28 protein-coding genes, 1 tRNA gene and 1 pseudogene are annotated in these 23,600 nt (G+C 58.6%); 16 read left to right on the top strand and 14 right to left on the bottom strand.

Annotation, left to right across the window (positions count from 1 at the left end):
- Positions 1-12 precede the first annotated feature (12 nt).
- The 11 genes from hrpZ to LJU29_RS20680 all read left to right on the top strand — a co-directional run bounded on the left by hrpZ (position 13) and on the right by LJU29_RS20680 (position 7,605).
- Positions 13-1,023 carry a type III secretion system effector HrpZ gene (gene hrpZ, locus LJU29_RS20730; protein WP_005760006.1) on the top strand — a complete coding sequence of 337 codons (1,011 nt, stop codon included), beginning with the start codon at positions 13-15 and terminating at the stop codon, positions 1,021-1,023.
- Positions 1,024-1,050: 27 nt separating this feature from the next.
- Positions 1,051-1,425, top strand: coding sequence for a type III secretion system inner rod subunit SctI (gene sctI / locus LJU29_RS20725; RefSeq protein WP_054076878.1), 375 nt, complete (start codon positions 1,051-1,053; stop codon positions 1,423-1,425).
- 8 nt (positions 1,426-1,433) lie between these two features.
- Positions 1,434-2,243, top strand: a complete 810-nt coding sequence (sctJ, locus tag LJU29_RS20720) for a type III secretion system inner membrane ring lipoprotein SctJ (RefSeq protein WP_257111137.1) — start codon at positions 1,434-1,436, stop codon at positions 2,241-2,243.
- A complete protein-coding gene (locus tag LJU29_RS20715) occupies positions 2,243-2,770 on the top strand; it encodes a type III secretion protein (RefSeq protein ID WP_257112812.1) in 528 nt (175 codons plus the stop codon). Before sctJ ends, LJU29_RS20715 begins: the two co-directional genes overlap by 1 nt.
- Before the next feature lie 36 nt (positions 2,771-2,806).
- On the top strand, positions 2,807-3,388 hold the full coding sequence (gene sctL / locus LJU29_RS20710; RefSeq protein ID WP_005743308.1) for a type III secretion system stator protein SctL: 582 nt from the start codon (positions 2,807-2,809) through the stop codon (positions 3,386-3,388).
- A gap of 83 nt (positions 3,389-3,471) precedes the next feature.
- Positions 3,472-3,696 (top strand): type III secretion protein, encoded by a 225-nt coding sequence (locus LJU29_RS20705; RefSeq protein WP_005743309.1) that lies wholly within the window; start codon positions 3,472-3,474, stop codon positions 3,694-3,696.
- Positions 3,683-4,114 (top strand): type III secretion system protein HrpG, encoded by a 432-nt coding sequence (locus LJU29_RS20700; RefSeq protein WP_054076880.1) that lies wholly within the window; start codon positions 3,683-3,685, stop codon positions 4,112-4,114. Before LJU29_RS20705 ends, LJU29_RS20700 begins: the two co-directional genes overlap by 14 nt.
- 1 nt (position 4,115) lies before the next feature.
- Positions 4,116-6,227, top strand: a complete 2,112-nt coding sequence (sctC, locus tag LJU29_RS20695; protein ID WP_057405407.1) for a type III secretion system outer membrane ring subunit SctC — start codon at positions 4,116-4,118, stop codon at positions 6,225-6,227.
- Positions 6,224-6,427 carry an HrpT family type III secretion system protein gene (gene hrpT, locus LJU29_RS20690; protein WP_002552409.1) on the top strand — a complete coding sequence of 68 codons (204 nt, stop codon included), beginning with the start codon at positions 6,224-6,226 and terminating at the stop codon, positions 6,425-6,427. The genes sctC and hrpT overlap by 4 nt, the downstream gene beginning before the upstream one ends.
- A 2-nt stretch (positions 6,428-6,429) precedes the next feature.
- Positions 6,430-6,777 carry a hypothetical protein gene (locus tag LJU29_RS20685; protein WP_002552410.1) on the top strand — a complete coding sequence of 116 codons (348 nt, stop codon included), beginning with the start codon at positions 6,430-6,432 and terminating at the stop codon, positions 6,775-6,777.
- Between the two features lie 351 nt (positions 6,778-7,128).
- Positions 7,129-7,605, top strand: coding sequence for a hypothetical protein (locus LJU29_RS20680; protein ID WP_257111136.1), 477 nt, complete (start codon positions 7,129-7,131; stop codon positions 7,603-7,605).
- Between the two features lie 80 nt (positions 7,606-7,685).
- Here LJU29_RS20680 and LJU29_RS20675 read toward each other — a convergent pair.
- From LJU29_RS20675 to sctW, 13 genes and pseudogenes are all read right to left on the bottom strand, one after another.
- Positions 7,686-7,790: pseudogene (locus LJU29_RS20675) on the bottom strand (transposase domain-containing protein); the annotation flags it as partial.
- Positions 7,791-7,841: 51 nt separating this feature from the next.
- Positions 7,842-8,921 carry a type III secretion system export apparatus subunit SctU gene (gene sctU / locus LJU29_RS20670; protein WP_257111135.1) on the bottom strand — a complete coding sequence of 360 codons (1,080 nt, stop codon included), beginning with the start codon at positions 8,919-8,921 and terminating at the stop codon, positions 7,842-7,844.
- Positions 8,918-9,712: a type III secretion system export apparatus subunit SctT gene (sctT, locus tag LJU29_RS20665; protein ID WP_044322147.1), complete on the bottom strand. Its 795-nt coding sequence runs from the start codon at positions 9,710-9,712 to the stop codon at positions 8,918-8,920. The genes sctU and sctT overlap by 4 nt, the downstream gene beginning before the upstream one ends.
- Positions 9,713-9,979, bottom strand: a complete 267-nt coding sequence (gene sctS, locus LJU29_RS20660) for a type III secretion system export apparatus subunit SctS (RefSeq protein ID WP_002552413.1) — start codon at positions 9,977-9,979, stop codon at positions 9,713-9,715.
- A 7-nt stretch (positions 9,980-9,986) separates the two neighbouring features.
- On the bottom strand, positions 9,987-10,640 hold the full coding sequence (sctR, locus tag LJU29_RS20655; protein ID WP_257111134.1) for a type III secretion system export apparatus subunit SctR: 654 nt from the start codon (positions 10,638-10,640) through the stop codon (positions 9,987-9,989).
- Entirely contained in the window at positions 10,637-11,026 is a 390-nt protein-coding gene (locus LJU29_RS20650; protein WP_002552415.1) for a FliM/FliN family flagellar motor switch protein, read from the bottom strand. Before LJU29_RS20650 ends, sctR begins: the two co-directional genes overlap by 4 nt.
- On the bottom strand, positions 11,016-11,732 hold the full coding sequence (locus tag LJU29_RS20645) for a hypothetical protein (protein ID WP_054996530.1): 717 nt from the start codon (positions 11,730-11,732) through the stop codon (positions 11,016-11,018). The genes LJU29_RS20650 and LJU29_RS20645 overlap by 11 nt, the downstream gene beginning before the upstream one ends.
- Positions 11,729-12,301 carry a type III secretion system HrpP C-terminal domain-containing protein gene (locus LJU29_RS20640; protein ID WP_054996531.1) on the bottom strand — a complete coding sequence of 191 codons (573 nt, stop codon included), beginning with the start codon at positions 12,299-12,301 and terminating at the stop codon, positions 11,729-11,731. Before LJU29_RS20640 ends, LJU29_RS20645 begins: the two co-directional genes overlap by 4 nt.
- Before the next feature lie 6 nt (positions 12,302-12,307).
- Positions 12,308-12,754 carry a YscO family type III secretion system apparatus protein gene (locus LJU29_RS20635; RefSeq protein WP_054996532.1) on the bottom strand — a complete coding sequence of 149 codons (447 nt, stop codon included), beginning with the start codon at positions 12,752-12,754 and terminating at the stop codon, positions 12,308-12,310.
- Positions 12,755-12,756: 2 nt separating this feature from the next.
- Positions 12,757-14,106 (bottom strand): type III secretion system ATPase HrcN, encoded by a 1,350-nt coding sequence (hrcN, locus tag LJU29_RS20630; RefSeq protein ID WP_054996533.1) that lies wholly within the window; start codon positions 14,104-14,106, stop codon positions 12,757-12,759.
- Positions 14,103-15,077, bottom strand: coding sequence for a type III secretion system inner membrane ring subunit SctD (sctD, locus tag LJU29_RS20625; RefSeq protein ID WP_005760037.1), 975 nt, complete (start codon positions 15,075-15,077; stop codon positions 14,103-14,105). The genes hrcN and sctD overlap by 4 nt, the downstream gene beginning before the upstream one ends.
- A 33-nt stretch (positions 15,078-15,110) precedes the next feature.
- Positions 15,111-17,198, bottom strand: a complete 2,088-nt coding sequence (gene sctV, locus LJU29_RS20620; RefSeq protein ID WP_054076889.1) for a type III secretion system export apparatus subunit SctV — start codon at positions 17,196-17,198, stop codon at positions 15,111-15,113.
- Positions 17,195-18,301: a type III secretion system gatekeeper subunit SctW gene (sctW, locus tag LJU29_RS20615; RefSeq protein WP_257111133.1), complete on the bottom strand. Its 1,107-nt coding sequence runs from the start codon at positions 18,299-18,301 to the stop codon at positions 17,195-17,197. Before sctW ends, sctV begins: the two co-directional genes overlap by 4 nt.
- Positions 18,302-18,544: 243 nt before the next feature.
- Between sctW and LJU29_RS20610 the strand changes: the two genes are divergently transcribed.
- The 5 genes from LJU29_RS20610 to LJU29_RS20590 all read left to right on the top strand — a co-directional run bounded on the left by LJU29_RS20610 (position 18,545) and on the right by LJU29_RS20590 (position 23,327).
- The gene (locus LJU29_RS20610; protein ID WP_005735147.1) at positions 18,545-19,099 is read left to right on the top strand and encodes an RNA polymerase sigma factor; all 555 of its coding nucleotides are present in this window, start codon (positions 18,545-18,547) and stop codon (positions 19,097-19,099) included.
- A gap of 73 nt (positions 19,100-19,172) precedes the next feature.
- Positions 19,173-21,482, top strand: coding sequence for a type III effector HrpK domain-containing protein (locus tag LJU29_RS20605; protein ID WP_257111132.1), 2,310 nt, complete (start codon positions 19,173-19,175; stop codon positions 21,480-21,482).
- 278 nt (positions 21,483-21,760) lie between these two features.
- Complete coding sequence (locus LJU29_RS20600) at positions 21,761-22,045, top strand: hypothetical protein (RefSeq protein WP_155556612.1); 285 nt, start codon at positions 21,761-21,763, stop codon at positions 22,043-22,045.
- Positions 22,014-22,730, top strand: coding sequence for a type III effector (locus LJU29_RS20595; RefSeq protein WP_223886779.1), 717 nt, complete (start codon positions 22,014-22,016; stop codon positions 22,728-22,730). The genes LJU29_RS20600 and LJU29_RS20595 overlap by 32 nt, the downstream gene beginning before the upstream one ends.
- Before the next feature lie 228 nt (positions 22,731-22,958).
- A complete protein-coding gene (locus tag LJU29_RS20590) occupies positions 22,959-23,327 on the top strand; it encodes a hydrolase (RefSeq protein WP_257112810.1) in 369 nt (122 codons plus the stop codon).
- A 132-nt stretch (positions 23,328-23,459) separates the two neighbouring features.
- Here the strand turns inward: LJU29_RS20590 and LJU29_RS20585 are convergent.
- Positions 23,460-23,544 (bottom strand) — tRNA-Leu (locus tag LJU29_RS20585).
- Positions 23,545-23,600: the final 56 nt, after the last annotated feature.

Below are 23,600 nucleotides of genomic sequence, written 5' to 3'. Positions count from 1 at the left end.
GAGGAGGTTGTGATGCAGAGTCTCAGTCTTAACAGCTCATTGCAGACCCCGGCGATGGCGCTTGTTCTTGTTCGTCCTGAAACCGAGGTTACGGGTGCGAACACATCCAGCAAGGCGCTTCAGGATGTCATCGTGCAGTTGGCTCAAGAGTTGACCCGTAATGGTCAACTGGACGAGAGCTCGCCATTGGGCAAGCTGCTGGCGAAGTCGATGGCGGCCGACGGCATGGCTGGCGGCGGCATTGAGGATGTCATCGCCGCGCTGGACAAGCTGATCCATGAAAAACTGGGTGACAATTTTGGCGCCGCTGCCGACAGTCTGGGCGGTGTCGGACAGCCTGACCTGATGACGCAAGTGTTGAACGGTCTGGCCAAATCGATGCTCGATGATCTTCTGACCCAGCAAGGTAACGGGGCTAATTTTTCCAATGACGACATGCCGATGCTGGAAAAGATCGCGCAGTTCATGGATGACAACCCTGCACAGTTTCCTGTGCCGGACTCGGGCTCGTGGGTGAACGAACTCAAAGAAGACAATTTCCTCGATGGCGACGAGACCGCTCAGTTCCGTGCTGCGCTCGATATCATCGGTCAACAGCTTGGCAACCAGCAGAATGATACTGGCGATTTCGCAGCAGGCGATGGCGGCTTGGGCAGCTTTTCAGCCGGTTCATCCGGCCCGGTAGGTGACCCGCTGATCGAAGCCAACACCGGCCCCGGGAACGGTACAAATTCCACGGGTGACGTGGGGCAGTTGATCGGTGAGTTGATCGACCTTGGCCTGCAGTCGGTATTGTCCGGCGGCGGACTGGGAACCCCCCCGGTCAGTCTGCAGGCAAACGCTTCGCTGGGTAGCGAACAGAATCTGGATCAGTTGCTCGGCGGCCTGGTGCGTAAAGGGCTGGAAGCGACGCTCATGGGGACTGGTCAGATCGGCAATGACCTGAACAGCAGTGCAGCGCAGGTTGCCAACTTGCTGGTCAACGCGCTGCTGCAAAGTAACCGCAACCAGGCGGCTGCCTGACGGACACCCGCCTGACGGAGAACTCACGTGACCATTTCCCATATTGGTAATGTTAAAAGCATCCCGTCCGAACTTGGGCAGGATGTGCCACAGGGGCTCGTTCTGGAACCGGACCAGGCTGATGTCGACCTGTTCACCGCCGCCGCGCAACCGGACAAGGTTTCGAGTGGTGCGCCGCTTTCCGAGCATATCGCCAGTGCGATTTCCGGTGGTCTGGGCGAGACCGAAAAGGTCTCCCAGCAAGCCATGCGCTCCATGAAAAAAGCCTCTGGTACCGGTGATGCGCTGGATATTGCGGCGATGACCAGAACCTTGTCGCAATGCTCGTTGCAGACTGCGCTCACGACCAAAGTCGTGAGCAAGACTGCGCAGGCGATCGATAAGCTGACTAACTTGCAGTAGAGGTTGCCGTGAAATTTCTGAGCGCAGGGCTGCTGCTGTTTTGCATGCTGCTGCTCGGTGGGTGCAGTGATGAAACCGATCTGTTCACTGGCCTGTCCGAGCAGGACTCCAACGAGGTGGTTGCACGCCTTGCGGATCAGCATATCGATGCGCGCAAGCGCCTGGAAAAAACCGGCGTCGTCGTCACGGTCGCGACCCGTGACATGAACCGCGCCGTGCGGGTGCTCAACGCTGCGGGCCTGCCGCGCCAGTCACTTACCAGCCTGGGGGAAATCTTCAAGAAAGAAGGGGTCATCTCGACCCCGCTCGAAGAGCGTGCCCGCTACATTTATGCGTTGTCCCAGGAGCTTGAGGCGACGCTGTCGCAGATTGATGGCGTTATCGTCGCCAGGGTTCATGTCGTGTTGCCAGAACGTATAGCGCCAGGCGAGCCGGTGCAACCGGCGTCTGCTGCGGTGTTCATCAAGCATTCGGCGGCGCTCGACCCTGACAGCGTACGTGGGCGTATTCAACAAATGGTCGCCAGCAGTATCCCCGGTATGTCGACGCAATCGGCAGAATCAAAAAAGTTTTCCATTGTTTTCGTGCCGGCTACCGAGTTTCAGGAAACCACCCAGTGGGTCAGTTTCGGACCGTTCAAGCTGGATAGCGCCAATCTGCCATTCTGGAACCTGATGCTGTGGCTGGTGCCGGTCGGCCTGGTGCTGTTGTTGCTGATTGCCGCGCTGCTGTTGCGCAGTGACTGGCGTAACGCGGTGCTTCAGCGAGTTGGATTTGGCGGCAAGCAGAGCCGTTCGAACGTACCGGCGCGCGCATGATGGAGCGGGCTGCCGAGGACCATTGTGTGCACTGGTGGTGCAACCCCTGGCAGTGGGCACATCCTGACTGGCAAAGCCGGTTCGCCGCTGAGTGCGGATTGACGGTGGAGGAGTGTGACGCGCTCATGGTCAGCCGCCACAGTGTATTTCTGCAGCGCATGGGCATCGCCCCCAGTCAGCCGCCGACGCCTGCCGAGCCGCTGTTGAACTGGCTGGCACTGACACCCGCCCAACGTGATCAGGCACTGGATCTGGCGCAGCGAATCTGTTTCTCCCGCAACGAAAGCGATGGCGCTGATGGGGCGTGGTGCTGGGCGCTGACTAAAGCGCTGCGCCCCGGTGTCTGGCTCGATCAGGAGTCTGAAGATGCTCGCTTGCTGCTGGGTGCCTGGCTGGGGCCTGAATACTGGCCGCGCCTGCGTCTGGCCTGGGCGCCCGATGCGGTTGCCGACAGGCCCTGCGAGGCACCCGAGAATAAACTTCGGACGTTGTGGCAGGCTGTTTTATGGCGTGTCACAGCGGCTTGAATCCCGATTCGGTTCGCTCTGTACCAGGACATTCTCATGCTTGCCAAACGCAGTATTACCTTGACCGGCAACGCGGTTCTGCCTGAGCCAGTGTTGCGCCGTGAAGATATTGCCAACAGTCTGCTGGCGCGCAACATTCTGGCTGATGCACGCCAGCAGGCAGAGCAGATACTGGTGCTGGAGCAGGAGAAAGCCGAGCGCCAGCATCAGCAGGCTCTTGCACAGTTCTGGGAAACCGCCAATGCCTTTCTTGGCGAACTGCAGATGCAGCGCGACGCCTTGCAGCAGCAGGCAATGGTCGCCGTGGAGGAGCTGTTGAGTGTGGCGTTGCGGCAGTTGCTCGATGAAACAACATTGGCCGAGCGTGCCCGGGCGCTGGTCAGAAACCTGGCTGCCAGTCAGCTCAATGAGGCTGTGGCAACTCTCAGCGTTCACCCCGACATGGCCGAGCCGGTCGCCGAATGGCTGGCTGAAAGCCGCTTTGCCGAACACTGGCAGCTCAAGCGCGATGCCACGCTGGCGCCCGAATGCCTGCGCCTGAGCGATGCCAACGGCGCTTTCGACATCGACTGGACGACGCTGTGCAATGGCCTGGCAGGCAACGAACCGTCTGCCTGAAACAGACTCTCACAGCAAAAATGGAACCGCCCCACCTGTTTGCTCCACTCAAGGTTTGAACCTTTCTGCTGGAGTATCAGGACATGATAAATTTCAAATCCCTGCAAACTAACCTCGACAGCACGATGACGCGCGCCTTGTCCGACGTGGATGACGTACTGGACAGCGGTAACGGCCAGTTCACTGCCGACGATATCGATGCCTTCAGCGAAGCGAGCCAGCAAGCTGCGGTGAGCTCCAGCATCGCTAATCAATGCCAGCAGGCTGGTTACAAATTGACCAAAAATGTCATCGATGGATTTCAGTGAGTTCGCTGAGGTCGTCGGTCAGTGGTGTGATCAGCGTCCGGCGACTGCGCTGGACTGCTGGGTCGACGACGCCAACGTCCGCCTGGAAGTGGTTGGTCATGGAATACGTTGCAGCATTGAGCTGCTCGATCCCTACGATGCCAATGACTCCCAACGCATCGAGGCGTTGCTCAGCCACGGGGGTGCCAGCCTTGCGTGTGCCTGTGATGGCGCCTTCGCCATTGATCCGCAGACCCGCTGCATGGTCCTGGTCACCTGGATACCCAACCCCTGCAACCTCGCCGATCTACTCGATCGCCTTGAAAGCCTTGCCAATCAGCGTGCGGCCTTGCTCAGCCTGATGCAGACCACCATTGGCGACATGACGCCCGCGATATCCGGGCGCACGACCCTCAATCACCGGCAACCGGGAGTTTGAAATGCGCAAGGCCTTGATGTGGTTGCCTTTATTGTTGATCGGGTTGACCCCTGTTACATGGGCGGTCACCCCCGAAGCCTGGAAACACACGGCTTACGCCTACGACGCCCGGCAGACTGAACTGACCACGGCGCTGGCTGACTTTGCCAAAGAGTTCGGCATGGCGCTGGACATGCCGTCCATTCCGGGAACTCTGGATGGCCGGATTCGTGCCCAGAGCCCGGAAGAGTTTCTCGACCGGCTTGGTCAGGAATACCACTTCCAGTGGTTTGTCTATAACGACACGCTCTACGTCAGCCCGTCCAGCGAACACACCTCGGCGCGCGTCGAAGTATCAGCCGACGCGGTAGACGACTTGCAAACGGCCTTGACCGACGTGGGATTGCTGGATAAACGCTTCGGTTGGGGGGTGCTACCGAACGAGGGCGTGGTGCTGGTGCGCGGTCCGGCAAAATACGTGGAGCTGGTGCGCGATTACAGCAAGAAAGTCGATACGCCGGAAAAGGGCGACAAGCAAGACATCATCGTATTTCCGCTCAAATATGCCAGCGCGGCGGACCGTACCATTCGCTATCGTGATCAAGAGCTGGTAGTCGCAGGGGTCGCCAGCATTCTGCAGGATCTGCTCGATGTTCGTTCTCGCGGCCAGTCTATAAAAGGTACGGACCTGATAGGGCGAGGTGGTCGCGGTACCGGCGGCTTGTCGGGCGGTGACGGTCAGGACACCCCGAGTCTGCCGCTGAACGCCAGCGGCATTAATACCGGCGCATTGGAGCAAGGCCTGGATCAAGTGCTGCACTATGGCAGCGGCGGCGGTGGCAAGAGCAGCGGAAAAAGTCGCTCGGGTGGCCGTGCGACCATTCGTGTAACAGCCGATGTGCGTAATAACGCTGTGCTGATTTACGACTTGCCCTCACGCAAGGCGATGTACGAAAAGCTCATCAAGGAACTGGACGTTTCGCGCAACCTGATCGAAATCGATGCGGTGATTCTCGATATTGATCGCAACGAACTGGCAGAACTGTCCAGCCGCTGGAACTTCAATGCGGGCAGTGTGGGTGGCGGTGTCAATATGTTCGACGCAGGCACCACTTCCACTATGTTCATTCAGAACGCAGGCAAGTTCACGGCGGAGCTGCATACTCTGGAAGGTAACGGTTCAGCGTCGGTGATCGGCAACCCGTCCATCCTGACGCTGGAAAACCAACCGGCGGTGATTGATTTCAGTCGCACCGAATACCTCACTGCAACCTCAGAGCGCGTCGCCAATATCGAGCCCATCACCGCCGGCACCAGCCTGCAGGTGACTCCGCGCTCACTGGATAACGACGGCAAGCCGCAGGTGCAGCTGATTGTCGACATCGAGGATGGTCAGATCGATATTTCCGACATCAATGACACGCAGCCCAGTGTGCGCAAAGGCAACGTCAGCACCCAGGCCGTCATCGCTGAGCATGGCTCACTGGTGATCGGTGGCTTCCATGGCCTGGAGGCCAATGACAAGGTCCACAAGGTTCCGTTGCTGGGCGATATTCCTTACATTGGCAAGCTGCTGTTCCAGTCCCGCAGCCGTGAATTGAGCAATCGCGAGCGCCTGTTCATTCTGACCCCGCGCCTGATCGGTGATCAGGTCAACCCGGCTCGCTATGTGCAAAACGGCAACCCGCATGACGTCGATGATCAGATGAAAAGGATCAAGGAGCGACGCGACGGTGGAGAGTTGCCGACCCGTGGCGATGTCCAGAAGGTCTTCACCCAGATGGTCGATGGAACTGCCCCCGTAGGTATGCGTACCGGCGAAACACTGCCATTTGAAACCGATAGCCTTTGTGATCCGGGCGCGGGGCTGACGCTCGACGGTCAACGTTCGCAGTGGTACGCCAGAAAGGATTGGGGTGTTGCGGTTGTCGTGGCGCACAACAATACCGACAAACCGGTACGTATCGACGAGAGCCGATGCGGCGGTCGCTGGGTCATCGGCGTTGCCGCCTGGCCTCACGCCTGGCTGCAACCGGGCGAAGAGAGCGAGGTGTATATCGCTGTGCGCCAGCCACAGATATCGAAAATGGCGAAAGAGAGTCGGCCATCACTGCTCAAGGGAGCGAAACCATGAAGATCAGTAGCATTGCAGTTGTGCTGGTGCTGTTCGCTACCCTGTCGGGGTGTGCCACCCATGGCTGTACGGGAGTTGCCTGCAAACGTCCGGACTCCACAAACCGCGAACTGGTCATCTGGTGGCCGCCGGACATGCGCGACGGTCTGGACGACCAGGACCACGAGCGGGATTACACAGTCGTGAAGTTAAAGGATTAGAAATGATTGAGGTAAAGGAAAAAGCGGCGTTCTACTACAACGTCGCTGCCCAGAGCCCTGCTGTCTGGCCGGTGGCAAACGGAGTGTCCTTCGTCAGTCGGCGTGAGCATCATGACTGGGGCATCGCGCTGCACATCGAAGGGCGTGCGCTGCGTCCCGAGCAACTGAGAGAGGCGCTGCAAATGAGGTTCTCAGAGGCCGAGCGGTTCCGTAACTACTTTCTGTTTCTGGATGTACAGCGTGATTTTGTAGTGTGGCATGCCGTAAGCGACGCGCCGGATGCCGTCACCAACCTGGATGACATACGGCGACATGAGTTGATGCTGGCAGGTCTGGAACATCTGGCTTAGGCAACTCTGTCAGCATGAAAGAAGACCGTCCCTGCAGAGGAGGCGGTCTTTTTTTGGGGCAACTGAAAGAGGCAAGCTACAAGGTAAGCGTTAAGCGTCCGGGCATCACACCTTGCGTGATGAAACCGGTTGGCACTTAGAGGTTTTTCCTGGTTTCTCGATTCGGAGCCGCAGCGCGTCAACGTCAGTTCAGGCTTGGGCAGATAGCTCACGCAGTGCTCGCCTGATAACCCGCCCGCCCGGGGATTAGCCGAGTGCTCCCCCTGAGGTACGGTGTCAAACTATGTCGTTTTTACCCATAGCTCCTGGTTTCGTTAGGGGCTTTTTCATGCTCAGGACGAGTCATTCAAGATGTTGATGAAGCTGGCGCCGAAGAAGCGGCGCAACCCGCGTAATTTCTACCTGGGTATCGCTGCGGTGCTCCTGGTTGCCGGGATTGGGCGCTATTTCTCGCTCAAGGCAGAGCAGGAGAAGGTGGCCCAACAGGCTCTGCTTGTCGAGCGCCTCGCCCAGTTGGACGCGACCCTGCCAAAGCAACTGGATGCAATTACCACCCTTGAGTACGTGGGTTTGAGGTACGGTGACACGATCTTCTACCGCTACAGGATCGACTTGCCAGCTAGCAGCCTCTCCGAGGAACGCAAGGCCAGCATGGAGGCGAGAATACGTCTTGGTCTGGACCAACTGGCCTGCAAGGAACCGCAGTTGCTGGCTATGATGCGCAGGTTCAAGTTTCACCAAGAGCATAGCTACCTGGCCAGGGACAGCACGCTCTTTTCCATTGAACTTCACCCTGAACAGTTGAGCTGCCCAGGGGGATGCCGATAATGGGAGTCGTCGCTCGTTCTTCGCCTCACGCCATTCCCTGAACCGCAAGCGTTCAGCAACTCCGTCTTGCATGACTGAAACGGCATCCGCTTATGCGGCAGCAGTTGATCAACTTCACTCGGCTGCGGCGTCGGTAGGTATGTGAGGACATCCTTCAGATAAGTGTACGGATCATGCCGATTGAGCTACGTTGAGTGCAGCGCTGGCGATGGAGGCTCCGGCTTGCAGCTCCCAGCTTAAAGCTCCACCTCAACCTGAATCACTTCATCGGTGATTTCATCCAGCTGGCGAACCACTTTGTAGATGTGCCCGACAGCTTGCAGCGTGGGGCGAGGGATGTATTTGCCCACCTTGGCGCGGTACAGCGTTCTTGTCAGCCAGATGCTCTGCACCACCGGGATACCGGCCTTTTTGGCCCGAGCAATCAGCGCCAGGGCTTCTTCATCCTCACCCTTGCAATGAATCAGCGGCAGAGGCGTCTCGCCTGGCCGGTAATACAGCGCCACCGCGTAGTGCGTCGGGTTGACCAGCAGCATGTCTGCTTCCTCCACCGGATTGGGGGCGGCGCTGGGCTCCTGGTTGAGGATTTCATGGGACAGTTGTCGACGATGGCCTTTGACATGAGGATCGCCTTCGGACTGTTTGTATTCTTTTTTGATGTCCTCGTGGCTCATGCGCAGCTTCTTGGCGTGAAAGTATTTCTGCATGGCGAAGTCGACCATGGCGACGACCAGCAGCAACCCCAGAATCACGCGCAAAATATGGCGAAAGAGTTCGACCAATGCGTGCCAGTACGTCGTCAGATCGCTGTTGGCCAGCAGGATAAGAGCGCCCAGCGCGGGCTTGACCTGCATGTACAGGGTCGCGCCAATGGCAACAGCCTTGAGGATACTGAGCAGCAGGTTGAGGATGTTCTGCCCGGAAAACATCTGCTTGGCATGCGAGAAGGGGTTGATCTTGTTGATGTCCAGCTTCAAGGCCTTGTGCGCGAACAGAAAGCCGATCTGCATCCAGCTGCTGACCAGGCGCATCAACATGGCCATGCCGACGCTGCATAACGTGAAGCTGAGCAACACGGAAAGGCCTTCGCTGGCGATCAGCTCGACGGATGCAGCGAAGCTCCGGTCAATACCTTTGAAAGACAGTGCGAGCAAGGCCTGCAACCGGTCGACGCTGTCATCGGCCAGGCCCAGGGTGATTTCACTGACGACCATCAGTACCAGCAGTTTGCCAAGGTCCTGACTCTGCCCCACCTGACCTTTTTCGCGAGCGTCACGTATCTGTTTGGGGGTAGCCTTTTCGGTTTTTTCACTCACGGCACTTGCACCAGAAGCGCCAGCAGCGACTTCAGATCAACCAGCTTCAACAGTTGACCGGTGCCCAGCTCCAGCAGCGTTGGCAGGTAGATCAACAGAAAGGCCAGACCGGCCATGCTTTTGGCTGGCATGGCCAGAATCGATACGTTCAGTTGCTGTGCATACAGACCGATGATCGCAAACGCGGCTTCGATCAACAGCAGCAGGGCAATGAACGGCGCGGCATACAACAGCATGTGTTGCATGGTCTGGTTGAGCTGTTCCAGAAAGACGTCCAGACCGCCTGCGGTCATGCCCGGCAGCCAGGCAGTCGGTGGCCAGACGCTGTAGCTGTCCCAGATGACCTGAGTGATGAGTGAAAGACCGCCAGTGAGAATCACCAGCATGATCAGGGTTTCCTGAAACAACTCGCCCAGCGGTGTGGCGTCCGGACCGAGGGCCGGGTTCAACTGGCCACCGCTGAGCGCCCCGCGCTGACTGTCGAGCAGGGCGCCGACCGAGGCAAACATCCAGAACGGCGCATACAGCAACAGCCCCAATAGCGTGCCCAGTACCGCCTCTTTGATCATCAGGCCGCCGATGGCAAACCAGTTATCGTCAAGAGAACCCAGCGCGCGGCTGATTGCGGGGGCCGGGACCATCGCCAGCACGGCCACTACCGCATAGCGCAGCGGGCCTTTCAGGTATTTGAAACAGAAGGCTGGCACCAGAAGCATGCACGGCAGCAGGCGCGCCATCGCCAGACCCATGCCCAGCATGAATTGGAACGCTTCGTGGGCGTCGAAGGGCATTTAGTGATTGACCCCGGACCGTGCAATCAGGTCGAAGGCCATATTGATGAACTGAATCAGCTCGACGCCGATCCAGCGGCCGGTCATGGCCAGGGTCAGCCCGACCGCCCCGAGCTTGATGCCGAAGGGCAGCGTCTGATCCTGAATCTGCATGAGTGCCTGCAGCAGCGAGGTGAGCACCCCGACCAGCACAGCGACACCCAGCGGCGGAGCGGTCAGGATGACGACCAGAAACATGCCTTGCTTGAACAACGCCAACGCTTCCATGGCCGCCTCACATATACGAATAGAAGAGGCTGTCGAGCAGTCGGGACCAACCCGACACCAGCACGAACATCAGCAGCTTGAGCGGCAACGACAGGGTCATCGGCGAGACCATCTGCATGCCCAGTGCGAGCAACAGATTGGAAACAATCAGGTCGATGACGATGAAGGGGATGTAGATCAGAAAGCCGATCTCGAAACCGGCCTGCAACTCCGATAACACAAAGGCCGGAATCGCCAGCAACAGGTCGTTTTTGTTGGCCTGATCGGCCATTTCCTTGGGCCACATGCGCTGGGTGTTCTCCAGCAGATGGGCGACGACATCCGGGTCGGTGTTGCGGGTCATGAAGCGTTGCAGCGGCTCGATTACCAACTTGAGGCTGCTCTGCAACTTGTCGGCGCTGCTCATTTCCAGCGGGTGATCATGCACGCGCTGCTGGATATCGTGGGCCACCGGGGCCATGACGAACATCGTGGCGGCCAGGGCAATGCCGTACAACGCCATGTTCGGCGGCACCTGCTGAACGCCAATCGCGTTGCGGGTGATCAGCAGGGTCATGGCGATTTTCAGAAAGGCGGTGCAGACAATCAACAGAAAGGGGATCAGTGACAGCGAGCCGAGAAACAGCGCCAGCATGATCGGGTTTACGCCCTCCATGATCATGAGCGTGTCACCAGGCGGGTAATCTGCAGACCGAGCCGGCCCTCGACATCCACCAGCTCGCCCTCGGCCACCACCTGTTCGCCATGGCACAGTGTCGCGTGCCCCGGCGAAATGCCGGTGACTTCAAGGATGGTCCCGGCATCCAGCCGGCGCAGTTCGGCGAGGGTCAGCCTGAGCTCGCCGCAACGCAGGGTCAGGTCCAGTGCCAGCGAATCGAGTGCCGGGGGCTCGTCCTGTTCTTCCTGCGCTGCGTGATCGTCCGGTTCGGCCGTCGCATACCCGGATGGCTCGCCGTCTTCTTCTTCGGACCAGTGCTGTTCAGTCGACGGGTCTTCATAGTCGTCGAGCATCTCGACATCTTCCTGATACAGATCTTCAGTACTCATGGTGGCGGTGCTCCTCATGACTGAGCCGCAAAAAAAGACGCTGCGCGTGCTGGTCGGTCTGCGCCGCCCATTGCCGCCCTGCCAGGCTCAGGAACCCTTGTCCGGCGCTGTCGAACTGGCAGTGGGCGGGCAGCACCACGTCACCGGGGCGCAGCGAGGCGATCTGTTCCAGGGTCAGCGACATTTCACCGATGATCAGGGGGCTGGCCACTGACCAGGACTCATCCACAGTGCGCGTGCGGGCTTGCCAGGACGCTGATCGCAGCAGCCTGAGCAGTGTGTCGGGCGTGGCATGCAAGTGCGCGTGAAGCTGCTCATCACCACGCCGTATCTGAACCCGGCAGCCCAGGGTGGGTGCTTGCGGTTTGTTGTGCAGGGGTTCGATCGGTGCCAGCAGTCGGGCAACAGTCGGGCTCAGGCGTTGATTGAACAGCTGCCAGTACCAGGCTTGTTGCTCGCCCCCGAGCGTAAGGGGGATATCGCCCAGCAGGCTGAGCAGCGCTTCGGCGTCGCTCAGCAACAGGGGCCCGATGGCTGTGCTCAGCCAGACAGCACCTGCCGGTTCGCCTGTGTCGGCAAGCAGTGGCAACAGGGTCAGTTCGGCGTCCTGACCTGCGGCGCTGAAGCCCAGGCTCTGACCGGCACCCAGCTCACGCGTGGCCTGAGCCAGCAGGGCATCGACCTTGCGCAGACGCAGCGCGCTCATGCTGCAAGATCTTCATGCATGTCCAGCTCAACGTCATGGCCGAGTGCCCGCGACAGTGAATCACGGCATGCGCCGGTATGACCCTGCAAACGTTTCAGAACGTCGCGACGGGCGAAGCCCAGCTGGATGCTCCAACGGTGTTCGGTTTTTTCGGCATTGACGCGTACTGTCCCCAGGCTGGGCATCAGCAGGGTAAACGCCAGCGGACCGGCGGGCTGTTCGGGCAAGCGCTGCGCCAGCTCGTCGATCAATGGGGTCGGTACATTTTCGGCGTGCACGGGCAGGGCGATGCTGCTGCCGCCGAAGCCTTGCTGATCAGGCTCTTCGCCGACCTGAGGTATCAGCAGTTGGGAAAAGAACAGGCCGTCGGCGCTCTCCGGTGTCTCTGTCGCCGAACGGTTTTGTGCGAAACGGACCTTCGGCATGTCGGTACGCGTTGTGCTGCCAAAAGCCGGTGGCTTGTCATCAGCCTTGTCCTGTGCGCGCTGCGCGGGCGCAGAAGGCGGGGTGGCATGCACTACGGGTGGTGCCGTTGGCGCTTTGGCCGGGTGTTTGATCGGTGCGGTCATCGTCACTTAACCTTCTTCGTTGAGCGTCTCCTCCATGCAGGCGAGTTTCTCGACCGCGCGCTGAGACGCTTTGGCTTGCAGGCGCTTCTGCTCAAGCAACGCCTGCTGTTCGGCTACCCGCAATTGCTGTTGCTGCACGTCCTGCCGAATACAGGCCAGGCGGTCGAGCATGTGTTTTTCTTTCTCATGCCATCGGTCGATATCGTTCAGGCTGATGGCCTTTTCCAGGTGTTCCTGAGACAGGCCCTCGCGACGCCGCTTGTGGTTGTCACGTTCCTGATCCAGCGATGCCCGTGTTTTTGATAAGTGGTCGAGCATCGATTTCAGTTCCACCTGCGCGTGGCGATGAGCCCGTTCAGCGCTCGCCTGACGATGCTGGCGCAGCGGCGTCAGCAAGCCGATCACCTGTTCCAGTGCCGCGCGCTGTGGGTCGTCTTCCAGTGTGTCGTCCATGGTCACTCCGGCAGTCTGGAAGTGAGCCGCAACAACCCGTCCAGGGTTTCCTGCAAGGGCACCGGCTCACGCAGGTCCTGGCGCAGAAAGGCGTTGATGTCGTCATTGAGTTGCACCGCGCAATCGGTCACCGGGTCTGCACCGGCCTGGTATTCGCCCAGCCGCAGGAGCATTTCCACTTGTTTGTAGGCAGCCAGTAGCTGGCGCAGGCGATTGTTCGCTCGCTGGTGTTCGCGGCCGGTGACATTGCTGAGGATCCGGCTGATGCTGGCGGATACGTCAATGGCGGGGTAATGCCCGCGCTCGGCCAGCTTGCGGGACAGCACGATGTGCCCGTCGAGCAGTGAACGCACTTCATCCGCCACCGGATCGTTCATCGAGTCCTGCTCTATCAGCACGGTATAGAGGGCGGTGATCGAGCCGTTCTCACTCATGCCGGCGCGCTCGACCAGGCGTGGCAGCAAGGTGTAAACCGAGGGTGGCAGGCCGCCACGCCCCAACGGTTCGCCCGAGGCAATCCCTATCTCCCGCTGCGCACGGGCAAACCGGGTCAGGGAGTCGAGCAGCAACAGCACTTTCTGGCCTCGTGCGCGGAATGCTTCGGCGATAGCGGTCGCGGTGAACGCTGCGCGTGCGCGCTCCATGCTTGAACGATCAGAGGTGGCACAGACCAGCACCGAGCGGGCGCGTAGGGTTTCGTCCAGTTCATGGTCGAGAAACTCGCGCAGCTCGCGGCCCCGTTCGCCGATCAGCCCGAAGACGATGACATCGCAGCCCATGTTGCGGGCCAGTTCGGCCATCAGTGTGGTCTTGCCACAGCCAGCACCGGCGAACAGCCCCACACGTTGACCCTCGCCCAGAAGGATGGCGCTGTCGATGGCGCGTACCCCGGTGGGCAGGGCGTTGGTGATGCGCGGGCGCTGGGTGGGCGGCAAGGCGTCAGCGATCACCGGCAGTGTTTCGCGACGATCATCCTGTCCGGCAAAAGCACCGAGGCAATCACCGAGCAGCGGACGTCCGAAGCCATCCAGAACACAGCCCAGCAAACTGTCGTCAACGCCAATCCGGTGGGCGATGCCCAGCGGGCGGATCGGAGCACCGACCTGAATTCCGTCGGGTGCGCCCAAGGCACTGAGCAGCGTACATTCCTGAGTGAAACCGACGATTTCAGCCAGCAGAAAACTGCCGTCGGCTTTGCTCACCTCGCAAAGATCGCCCACCTTGGCCGCAGGAATCTTGCATTCCAGCAGAATCCCGCGCACTGCACTCACCCGGCCACTGACGCGCACGGCGCAGTAGTCACGCAGGCGCGCTGCGTGGGCGTCTTTCCATTGGCTCAGTGCAGCATTCACCAGTTCACCTCAATGTGCCGATTGCCGTCGAATTGCAGGCGCTGATTGTCGATTCGCGTCAGGCGCAGGCCATCCACTTCGTCACCCACATAGATACGGCGGCCGTCTGCAGTTACCAGGTGCGCATGCGGGCCGGTCATGATCTGAACCACCACAAAGGGCAGGGCGCTGCGCGTACTGGCGACGTTGTCGAACACCGTCACCGGCGACTCATAGCGGTCCTTGAAACGCTGCAGCATGCGTTGATAGACCAGCAGGGATTCCTCTTTGAGATCACCGTTAAGCACCAGCCCCTCGGCTGTTTCTTCCACGCTGACATCGGTCAGCAGTCGGTCGCTGAGCATGGTGCCCAACTGATGGCGGACCGCATCCGCGCTGGTCAGGCGTATGCGTTTATCGGCCGCGGGTTTGATGATCTTTGCCGGTGTAGGAGATGTCTCTACCGGTGCCTCTGCTGTGACCGAGGCCATGTGGCCGGGGCTTTGGTCCATTGCAATGGCGGGCGGGCGGGTCAGGCTCCAGGCGCTGCCGATGACGCCCACCAGCAAGCCGGCTATGATCCCTGTGGTACGGTTGAGCAATTGCGAGCGCGACTTGACCTTTTTCAGCGGCACATCATTGCGCACGGGCTCGGGGTCGGCCTGTGGCTGTTTCGGGATGACCGCTGGCACTGAAGGCCACTCATCGCCTGCGGGCGAAACGCATAGCCACACTGAGCCCAGCAAGAATGCAGTGTTGAGTGTCAGATCAATACCGGGCCGGGCGTTACCCTCTTCGTCGCACACTGCGCCTTCTTCAGCGTTCAGTGTCCAGCTGTCGTCCAGGCGTTGCAGGCGGCAATGCAGGCTTTCCACTCCTGCGTCGTCCAGTGCCAGATCGTGTTGCGCGGCAGAGCCAATCGACCATTGCTCGCCCACCAGTGGCAAGGCTGCGCCTTGGTGCTGACCGTTCAGTACGCGTAATTCAAACATCTGAAAGTCTCCCTTTGCTCAAGCCTGAAAGGCTCAAGCTGCGTGCTCGTTGTCCATTGGCTCAAGATCGTCTTCGAGGTCGAAACGACCCATTACCTTGACCTTGGCCGCGTTGCTGATTTCTGCGAAAGACAGTACGGGAACGTGATAGAACTCCTCCCTCAACAAGGTCCGCAGTGGGCTGCGCAGGTCCTGCGCGACCAGCAGTACCGCCTGTTCGGGCGCGCGCACCGGGAATGCGATATTCATTTGTTGCACGAGCATCTGGCTGATCTCGTTACTCAGTGCGAAGAACGTTTCGGTCTGTGTCTGGCGCAGACCGTCGCGCAGCAAGCCCTCGCTTTCCGGCGTGAGCAGCCACACCTGCAGGCCTTCGGCACCGCAATACTGGTGGTAGATCTGCGATTTGAGCGCGATGCGCACGTAGTCGGTCAGCACGTTGGTATCGCGTTCATGCTGGCAATGCTCGATCAGGGTCTCGGCGATCAGCCGTATGGCTCTGAGCGGTACGCGCTCCGACGCGAGACGTTGCAGAACCGCCGAGAAGCGCGTCAGCGTGAGCACTCGCTGTATCTCTTGTGCAAGCTCCGGCTGCTCGGATTCCAGCCAGCTGAGGATGGCTTTGGTCTCCTGCAAGCCGATGAACTGAGGCGCGCAGGACTGCAATGCGCGTTCCATGCGTTCGACGATCAGGGTCATGGCGCTGACCGGGTTCAGCTCACCGCACTGCTCAGCGGGCAACCACACCCATTGATCTTCCTGGCGGTCGGTATTGCCCGGAATCGCCGCCGGGAGGTTTTCACCACCCAGTTGGCGGGCGTCCACGGCGACATGGGACTGGGTAAATGTCGCCTTGAGCATGGGGACGTCGTAGACGGTGAAGCGAAACTCGTCCGGAGGAAGATGATCGGCATGTTCAATGATGAACGACGGCAGGGTCAGACCGTATTGCACTACCAGACGGTTGCGTCGCCGACGTATTTCGCTGATCAGTGCCTCTATCTGTGCGCTGTCCTGGCCAGGGTGAAATTGCAGGACGAACTGCCGGCTGGGTGAGAAGGTACGCAGGTCTTCCTTGCCGTTCATTTCCGGGGCGACGGCAGTGGCGCGTTGTTCGTCGGGCTTGGGTTTTGCCCGTTGCAACTGCAGCATGCCACCGGCACCGCAGATGATCGCGATGGTGATGAACACCCCCGTGGGCATACCCGGCAAAGCCGCGAAGCCGAGCATGGCCACTGCGGCGATGATCCATGCCTTGGGCTGGCTGGTAATCTGTTCGGCGATTTCACGGCCAATGTTGGCCTCCGCGCCAGCCTCGGTATTGGGTACGCGGGTGATGATCATGCCGCAGGTTACGGAGATCAGCAGCGCCGGAATCTGTGCAATCAGGCCGTCGCCGATGGTCAGCACGGTGTACAGCTGCAACGCATCGCCTGCGCTCATGTTGTGCTGCAACACGCCGATGGAAATACCGCCGATCATGTTGATTGCAACGATGATCAGGCTGGCAATGGCATCACCGTTGACGAACTTCATCGCGCCGTCCATGGCTCCGAACAACTGACTTTCCTTGTTCAGCTCGGCGCGACGCTTGCGCGCCTCCTGAACGGTTATCAGGTTGGCACGCAGGTCACTGTCGATCGACATCTGCTTGCCGGGCATGGCGTCCAGCGTAAACCGCGCGCCGACCTCGGCGACCCGTTCCGAACCTTTGGTGATAACCAGAAAGTTGACCACTGTCAGGATCAGAAAGATCACCAGGCCCACCGCCAGGTTGCCACCCACCACGAACTGGCCGAAGGCTTCGACAATGTGCCCGGCGTCCTGATTGAGCAGGATCAATCGTGTGGTGGAAATCGACAGCGCCAGACGAAACATGGTGGTCAGCAACAGCACGGCCGGAAAGGTCGAGAATGCCAGCGGTCTTGGCAAATGCATCGCCAGCATGATCAGCAGGCACGAGATACAGATGTTCACCGCAATCAACACATCAACCAGCCCGGTGGGCAGGGGGGTGATCATCATGAAGACAATGGCGATGACGAAGAATGCGCCGACCAGCTCTGACCGGCGCATGGCCGACAGGGCAATCATGTTCAGAAAGTTGATGACTTGATTCATCCGGCAAGCCCCTCAAAAAGCTGCTTCTGTTCCTGTTGAGTCAGTTCTGCCATCAGGGTGAGCAGGTTATTCAGCGCAGCCTGGCGGCTTTTCATGTCCTTCCAGAGCAGGATGGGCAATTGCATCAGCATCGGCCGCAAGCCATTGAGAAATGCCAGCTGGTTCTTGAGCCTGGCACCGCCGATGTGTTGAGTCAGTTGCAGGGTCTGGTTCACGTTCATTCCATTGGCCGTCAGGGTCAGCAAGTGTTTGAGAAAGGCTGGCGGATCCACCTTCAGGTCAGGGTTCTTGTTGCGCATGCGCCCAAGCAGGTGTTCACAACCGCGCAACAACGTCGTCACGTGCCGTGCTGTGGTCAGCCCGTGCATCAACGTGCGCAGCTGTTCATGAGATGCCGAAGGGGTAATCGCCGAGAGATCGTCGGCAATGGCTCTGCGCATGTCGCGCAGGTTGAGGTCGAAGTCTCCGGTCTCTTCCTGCTCGTTGATCAAGGCTTCGATCAGGCCGGTCACGTTTGGCTGTCCGGAAACCGCTACGCTATAAAGTTTGCGCAACGCGGCACGGCGTTTGTTGTCGACGTTCTGCCGACCGAACGCCCTGGCAGTATTAATGCCTGCCCGGGCGTGTGGTCCGAACTTGCGTCGCAACTGTTTCAGCGTTTGGGTGAGCGCCACGTACTCGCCTTCAGCGCCATCTTCCTCAGCCTGTTTGCGTGCCGCTTGCAGCACCACGTGGGCCTTGGCCGCATCGCCATCGGCAAATTCCAGAACCTGTTCCAGTTCTGTGTCGTTCTCTTGCAGCAGTTTTTTGCGCAGCAGCCTCGCGGCATTATCCAGACCGGTATCGTTGGCGCTCATCAACAACTGATAGAGCTCACCCAGTTTGACGGCCCGTGATTGCAGTGCATTTCTGCTTGCGATCAGTTCGCGCTGGCGCAGTATCCGGCTGTTTCGCACCAGTGCTGCGGCGAAGCGCGAGACCTGTTGCGATGACGTGCCTTTTTCCGACGACAGGGTCCCGGGAATCGCTCGCGCAGCGGGCGTGACGGCGCGAATCGGCGTGACCGTGTGGGTTGGCAATATAGGCGGGGCGACGATTTTCATAGGACGGTTCTGAGCCTGGTGATGACCGCTGAGTGGGGCCTGGCCAGTATTCGGTTCCCTTGTAAAAGGGGCTGACGCGTTTGTGCCAAAAGCTGTAGTGATAAAAACGGCGTTGCGCAAAAAAATGTATTACAAAGAATTACAAATTTTAGAATAATTATATAAATCAGTAACTTAAATAAGTATTTTGGCTGGCACGGTTATCGCTATAGGGCTTGCACACCATTAAATTAAGGTAAGCCCATGTTTCCGAACCTAGTGATCCTTGATGCAACCCAGCCACGCCAGGACTCTTCGTCTGCCGGTATCCGTCAACTGACGGCTGATCAGATACAGATGCTCAGAGCGTTCATTCAGAAGCGCGTAATGAACCCGGATGATGTCGATGACATCTTGCAATGCGTATTTCTGGAGGCCCTGCGCAACGAGCACAAGTTTCAACATGCCAGCAAGCCGCAGACCTGGTTGTGTGGTATTGCGTTGAACCTGATCCGTAATCACTTCCGCAAAATGTATCGCCAGCCCTATCAGGAAAGCTGGGAAGACGACGTTCATTCAGAGCTGGAATGGAATGGCGATATCACTCATCAGGTAGACGGGCACAGGCAATTGGCACGCGTCATCGCAGCCATTGATTGCTTGCCGTCGAACATGCAAAAGGTCCTGGAAGTGTCGCTGGAGATGGATGGCAATTATCAGGATACGGCGAACACGCTCGGCGTTCCGATTGGCACTGTGCGCTCGCGACTGTCCCGGGCACGTGTGCAATTGAAGCAGCAGATTGACCCGTTCGCCTGAGTGGATATCTGTCTGGAACCAACTCGCACGCAAAACCACACAGTTGCCATCCCTCACCACTTGGATGGCAACCATGCGTATATCCAGTTCTCCCAGTCCTGCCCTCGGCAGCATCGTGAATCAACCCACCTCTGGCGAACTGGCTGCTGAGACGCCATTAGCCAAGGCCTCGCTCACGCAGAGCAGCGCAGGTGGTGATCAGGCCTTTGTGCAGTTCGGCCAGGCCAACGACAATACATCTTTCTTTTCTGATGCCGAGCAAAGCGGCTCATCGCTGATGAGTCTGCTGACTCGCAGCAGTAATAGCGAAAGCACCTCCAGCGTTGATCAGGACAGTGATCAGGTGTCCCCTATGACATCGGTCTTGTCAACAGCCAGCGCGTCACCTGCGGCGTCTGCCTCCGGCCCGGCAAATGCTCCCAGCGCTACCGATGCCGCGTTTCTCGATAACTCCGAATACTCTTCGCCCGAGGCCCTCAAGCGCTGGGATCCGATGGTCGCCCATCTGCCGCCCGAAGAACGCGAGCAGGCGGCAAAAGAACTCAACCGGCCGATTGCGGCCGCCTGGATGGCCAGAGAGCACGGCCCCAATGCTGATAAGGCGATGGCGTTCATCAACGCCAACCCTGCGTTGAAGACGGCTGTGGACGTCGGCAAGGATGGCGGTAATGCGGATGGGAAAATCACCAACAAAGACCTCAAGGCGTTCGCCAAAAATATGGAGAAGGCGGCCGACAATGCCGACAAGGACTTGGCCAAGTACATGGAAAATAACCCCGGCGCTGATCCTCAATCCCTTGAAATGGTGCGCAGCGCAGCGGTGATGCGCGCCAATATGCCGTTGGCGACGGCAGCCGACCCTCATCATGCCGTTGGGGCGCCGGACAAAACCGATGTCGATGGTAATGTCAGCGCCGAGGGTCTGAAAGCGCTGATTAAAAGTAACCCAGGGTTGTCAGGTACGCTCAAACAGTCGTCCAACATGTGGTCACAGGCGGGCTTCCTCAGCCAGGTGGATGAAGCCGGTCTGACCGGGCGCAAGAAGGCTGCACATAGCCCCGACCAGGTGTTCGATGCGTCCAATATGAGCGAGTGGATCAGGAAGAGCGCCCCCAAAAATGGTGGCCAGTTCGCCAGCATGCTCAGCGACGCCGCGACGTTGAATTCGGTAGCCGGTATCGATATCAGCAAACTCAACGCTCAGGTTTTCGAGAAGCCCAAGGCTTACACCGGCGCGCAGAAGGCCGCTGTGATGATCAAGTTGCAGCAGACCCAGCAGAGCGTGATAGCCGGGCGGGATTTGCGCAATACCGAGAAGACCGAGGCGGGACTTAACGAGCGAATCGCTCAGTTGCAAGCCGATCCCGATGTTCAGGAGTACCTCAACAAAAGCATTCCCGAACAGGAGCGCAGCCTGGTTCGCAGCGATTCGGCACTGCAGAAGGCCGTGACTGAGCAGGCTCAAAACGTCAACAGCGGAAAGGCCTTGCAAACCGACCTGGCAACCGCGGACAAGGCCGTCGACAAACACAACCCCAACCCCGATTACAGCGGCGCCATTACCGGCCTGTCGGCTCAACTGCAACTGCAAAAAGACCTGTTTCCCGATGCCCAGGTGCCCACTGCCCAGCAAGTATTCAACAACCAGCCTGATGAAGTGCAAACGAAGATTGCCGATTCCTACGTTCGCAACTTCAGCGAGGGGGGCGCTCTGAAACAACTGCTCGGCCAGAAAAAGTCTGACGCCGGTGAGTCTCTGCAAACCGCAGATAACCAGAAAGCGGCGTATGAAAGCGTGCTGCCCGCTGATTTCGTTAATGGTGAGCGTGAGAGTTACACGGCCAGCACCTTGTCCGAGCTGCAGAACTCCAAAAAAGGCCGCAAGTTGCTAGAGGGCAAGACCGATGAAGAGGGCGGTCCTTCGCTGGCCGCGCAGCTCGCCGAGCAAGGTATCGGAGGCAAGGCATTCAACTCGGTCATGGGCTTTGCGTCAGTGTCTGACAGGCTCGCCAGCGGTGACAAGCTGGGCGCGGCTCAGAGCATCATCGACAGCTCCAGGTTGGGCGCGGAGGCAATCAAGGGCGGCATAGACACCGGCGCGAAAATGATGGGTCGCGAGGCGTCCGCCGGCCTTGGTCGTCTGGGCGGACAGATGATCGGCCGCGCTGTCGGTCTGGTTGCCGGTGAAGCCACAGGGCTTGCCGCAGGCGCAGCGCTGGGTGCTGCAATCCCGGTTATCGGCTGGGCCATCGACGGCGCCATGGCCCTGGGCTTTGGTATCTCCGCGATCATTGATGCGGTCAAGAAGCACAAGGCGCAGAAGGCGTTCGATCATAACGTTGACCCGGTGCTGGACCAGTTCGGGATTGCCAAGGCGCATTGATTGACAGTGATGAGAGCGTTGAGATCGGTCGTTCCTGTGTTGGCCGTAATGAGCTTTTTCGGGTGCGATGAGCGCCCGCAATCAGTGAGGAACATATGAGAATTCACAGTGCTGGTCACAGCCTGCCCGCGCCAGGCCCTAGCGTGGAAACCACTGAAAAGGCTGTTCAATCATCATCGGCCCAGAACCCCGCTTCTTGCAGTTCACAAACATAACGTCCTGAAGCCGGTTCGACTCAAGTGCGACCGAACTACCCTTACTCATCAGTCAAGACACGCTTGCCACCCGTTTCTTCTACAGGGCAGGCCATTTCTGACACGCCATCTTCATTGCCCGGTTACCTGCTGTTACGTCGGCTCGACCGACGTCCACTGGATGAAGACAGTATCAAGGCTCTGGTTCCGGCAGACGAAGCGGTGCGTGAAGCACGCCGCGCGTTGCCCTTCGGCAGGGGCAACATTGATGTGGATGCACAACGTACCCACCTGCAAAGCGGCGCTCGCGCAGTCGCTGCAAAGCGCTTGAGAAAACTTGAGAAAAGATGCCGAGCGCGCTGGCCATGAGCCGATGCCCGAGAATGATGAGATGAACTGGCATGTTCTTGTCGCCATGTCAGGGCAGGTGTTTGGCGCTGGCAACTGTGGCGAACATGCTCGTATAGCAAGCTTCGCTTACGGGGCCCTGGCTCAGGAAAGCGGGCGTAGTCCCCGCGAAAAGATTCATTTGGCCGAGCAGCCCGGAAAAGATCACGTCTGGGCTGAAACGGATAATTCCAGCGCTGGCTCTTCGCCCATCGTCATGGACCCGTGGTCTAACGGCGCAGCCATTTTGGCGGAGGACAGCCGGTTTGCCAAAGATCGCAGTGCGGTAGAGCGAACATATTCATTCACCCTTGCAATGGCAGCTGAAGCCGGCAAGGTTGCGCGTGAAACCGCCGAGAACGTTCTGACCCACACGACAAGCCGTCTGCAGAAACGTCTTGCTGATCAGTTGCCGAACGTCTCACCGCTTGAAGGAGGCCGCTATCAGCAGGAAAAGTCGGTGCTTGATGAGGCGTTCGCCCGACGAGTGAGCGACAAGTTGAATAGTGACGATCCACGGCGTGCGTTGCAGATGGAAATTGAAGCTGTTGGTGTTGCAATGTCGCTGGGTGCCGAAGGCGTCAAGACGGTCGCCCGACAGGCGCCAAAGGTGGTCAGGCAAGCCAGAAGCGTCGCGTCGTCTAAAGGCATGCCTCCACGAAGATAATGTATCGATTCGTACGTTAAGCAATAAAAAACTCATCGCTCTGCCAATGATTAATTTTCAAGAAAACAGGTCATAGAGTTCGGTACTGTAAAACTGCACTGCGCAAACGTTCGGGATTAGACGGTGTCAGAGCGTCTCGTAAACGAAGTATGGCCAGACGGTCTGACTGACGGATCACAGTATTCAATCACCCTCGTTCTTTTCCTCTACCTTTAGAGATCAACCTTGATGCGTGTGTATAACGCTCTGACTGCAAAGATCGGCGGCCTTCTGCTTGTGTTGACCATGGTAGGTACTTCGTTACCTGCGTACGCTGTAAACGATTGTGATATGGACAACGACAACAGTACTGATGCCATGTGTGGTGGTAACGACAAGGACCTGGATAACGACAACGTCACTGACGCTGCTTTTGGTGGCAATGACAAGGATATGGACAACGACCATCACACCGATGCGGCATTTGGTGGTACTGACAAGGATCTCGACAACGATAACCACACGGATGCGGCCTTCGGCGGAACTGATCGCGATCTTGATAACGACAACAACACTGACAAATACCACGGCAGCGTGCCCTCTGCCGCTAAAAAGTAGCAACGCGGCCGAACGTGTTATTTCGTGCTTCGAGCCTGATTCTCAGTTAATAGGGGCAGATCGCGGATTATGTCAGACCACTTTTCACCAGACGAAAAAAAAGACCTTGAATTTCAAGGTCTTTTTTAAAGGTGGTGCCCCGAGGGAGAATCGAACTCCCACTTCTTTCGAAAACGGATTTTGAATCCGCCGCGTCTACCAATTCCGCCATCAGGGCTCAATGGCGGCGAAGTATAAGGATGAGTTTTCCGTTGGTCAACAGGGATTTACGCA

This window comes from Pseudomonas ficuserectae, assembly GCF_024584585.1.
Lineage (GTDB): Bacteria > Pseudomonadota > Gammaproteobacteria > Pseudomonadales > Pseudomonadaceae > Aquipseudomonas > Aquipseudomonas amygdali.
This window is presented reverse-complemented; position numbering and strand designations above follow the sequence as displayed.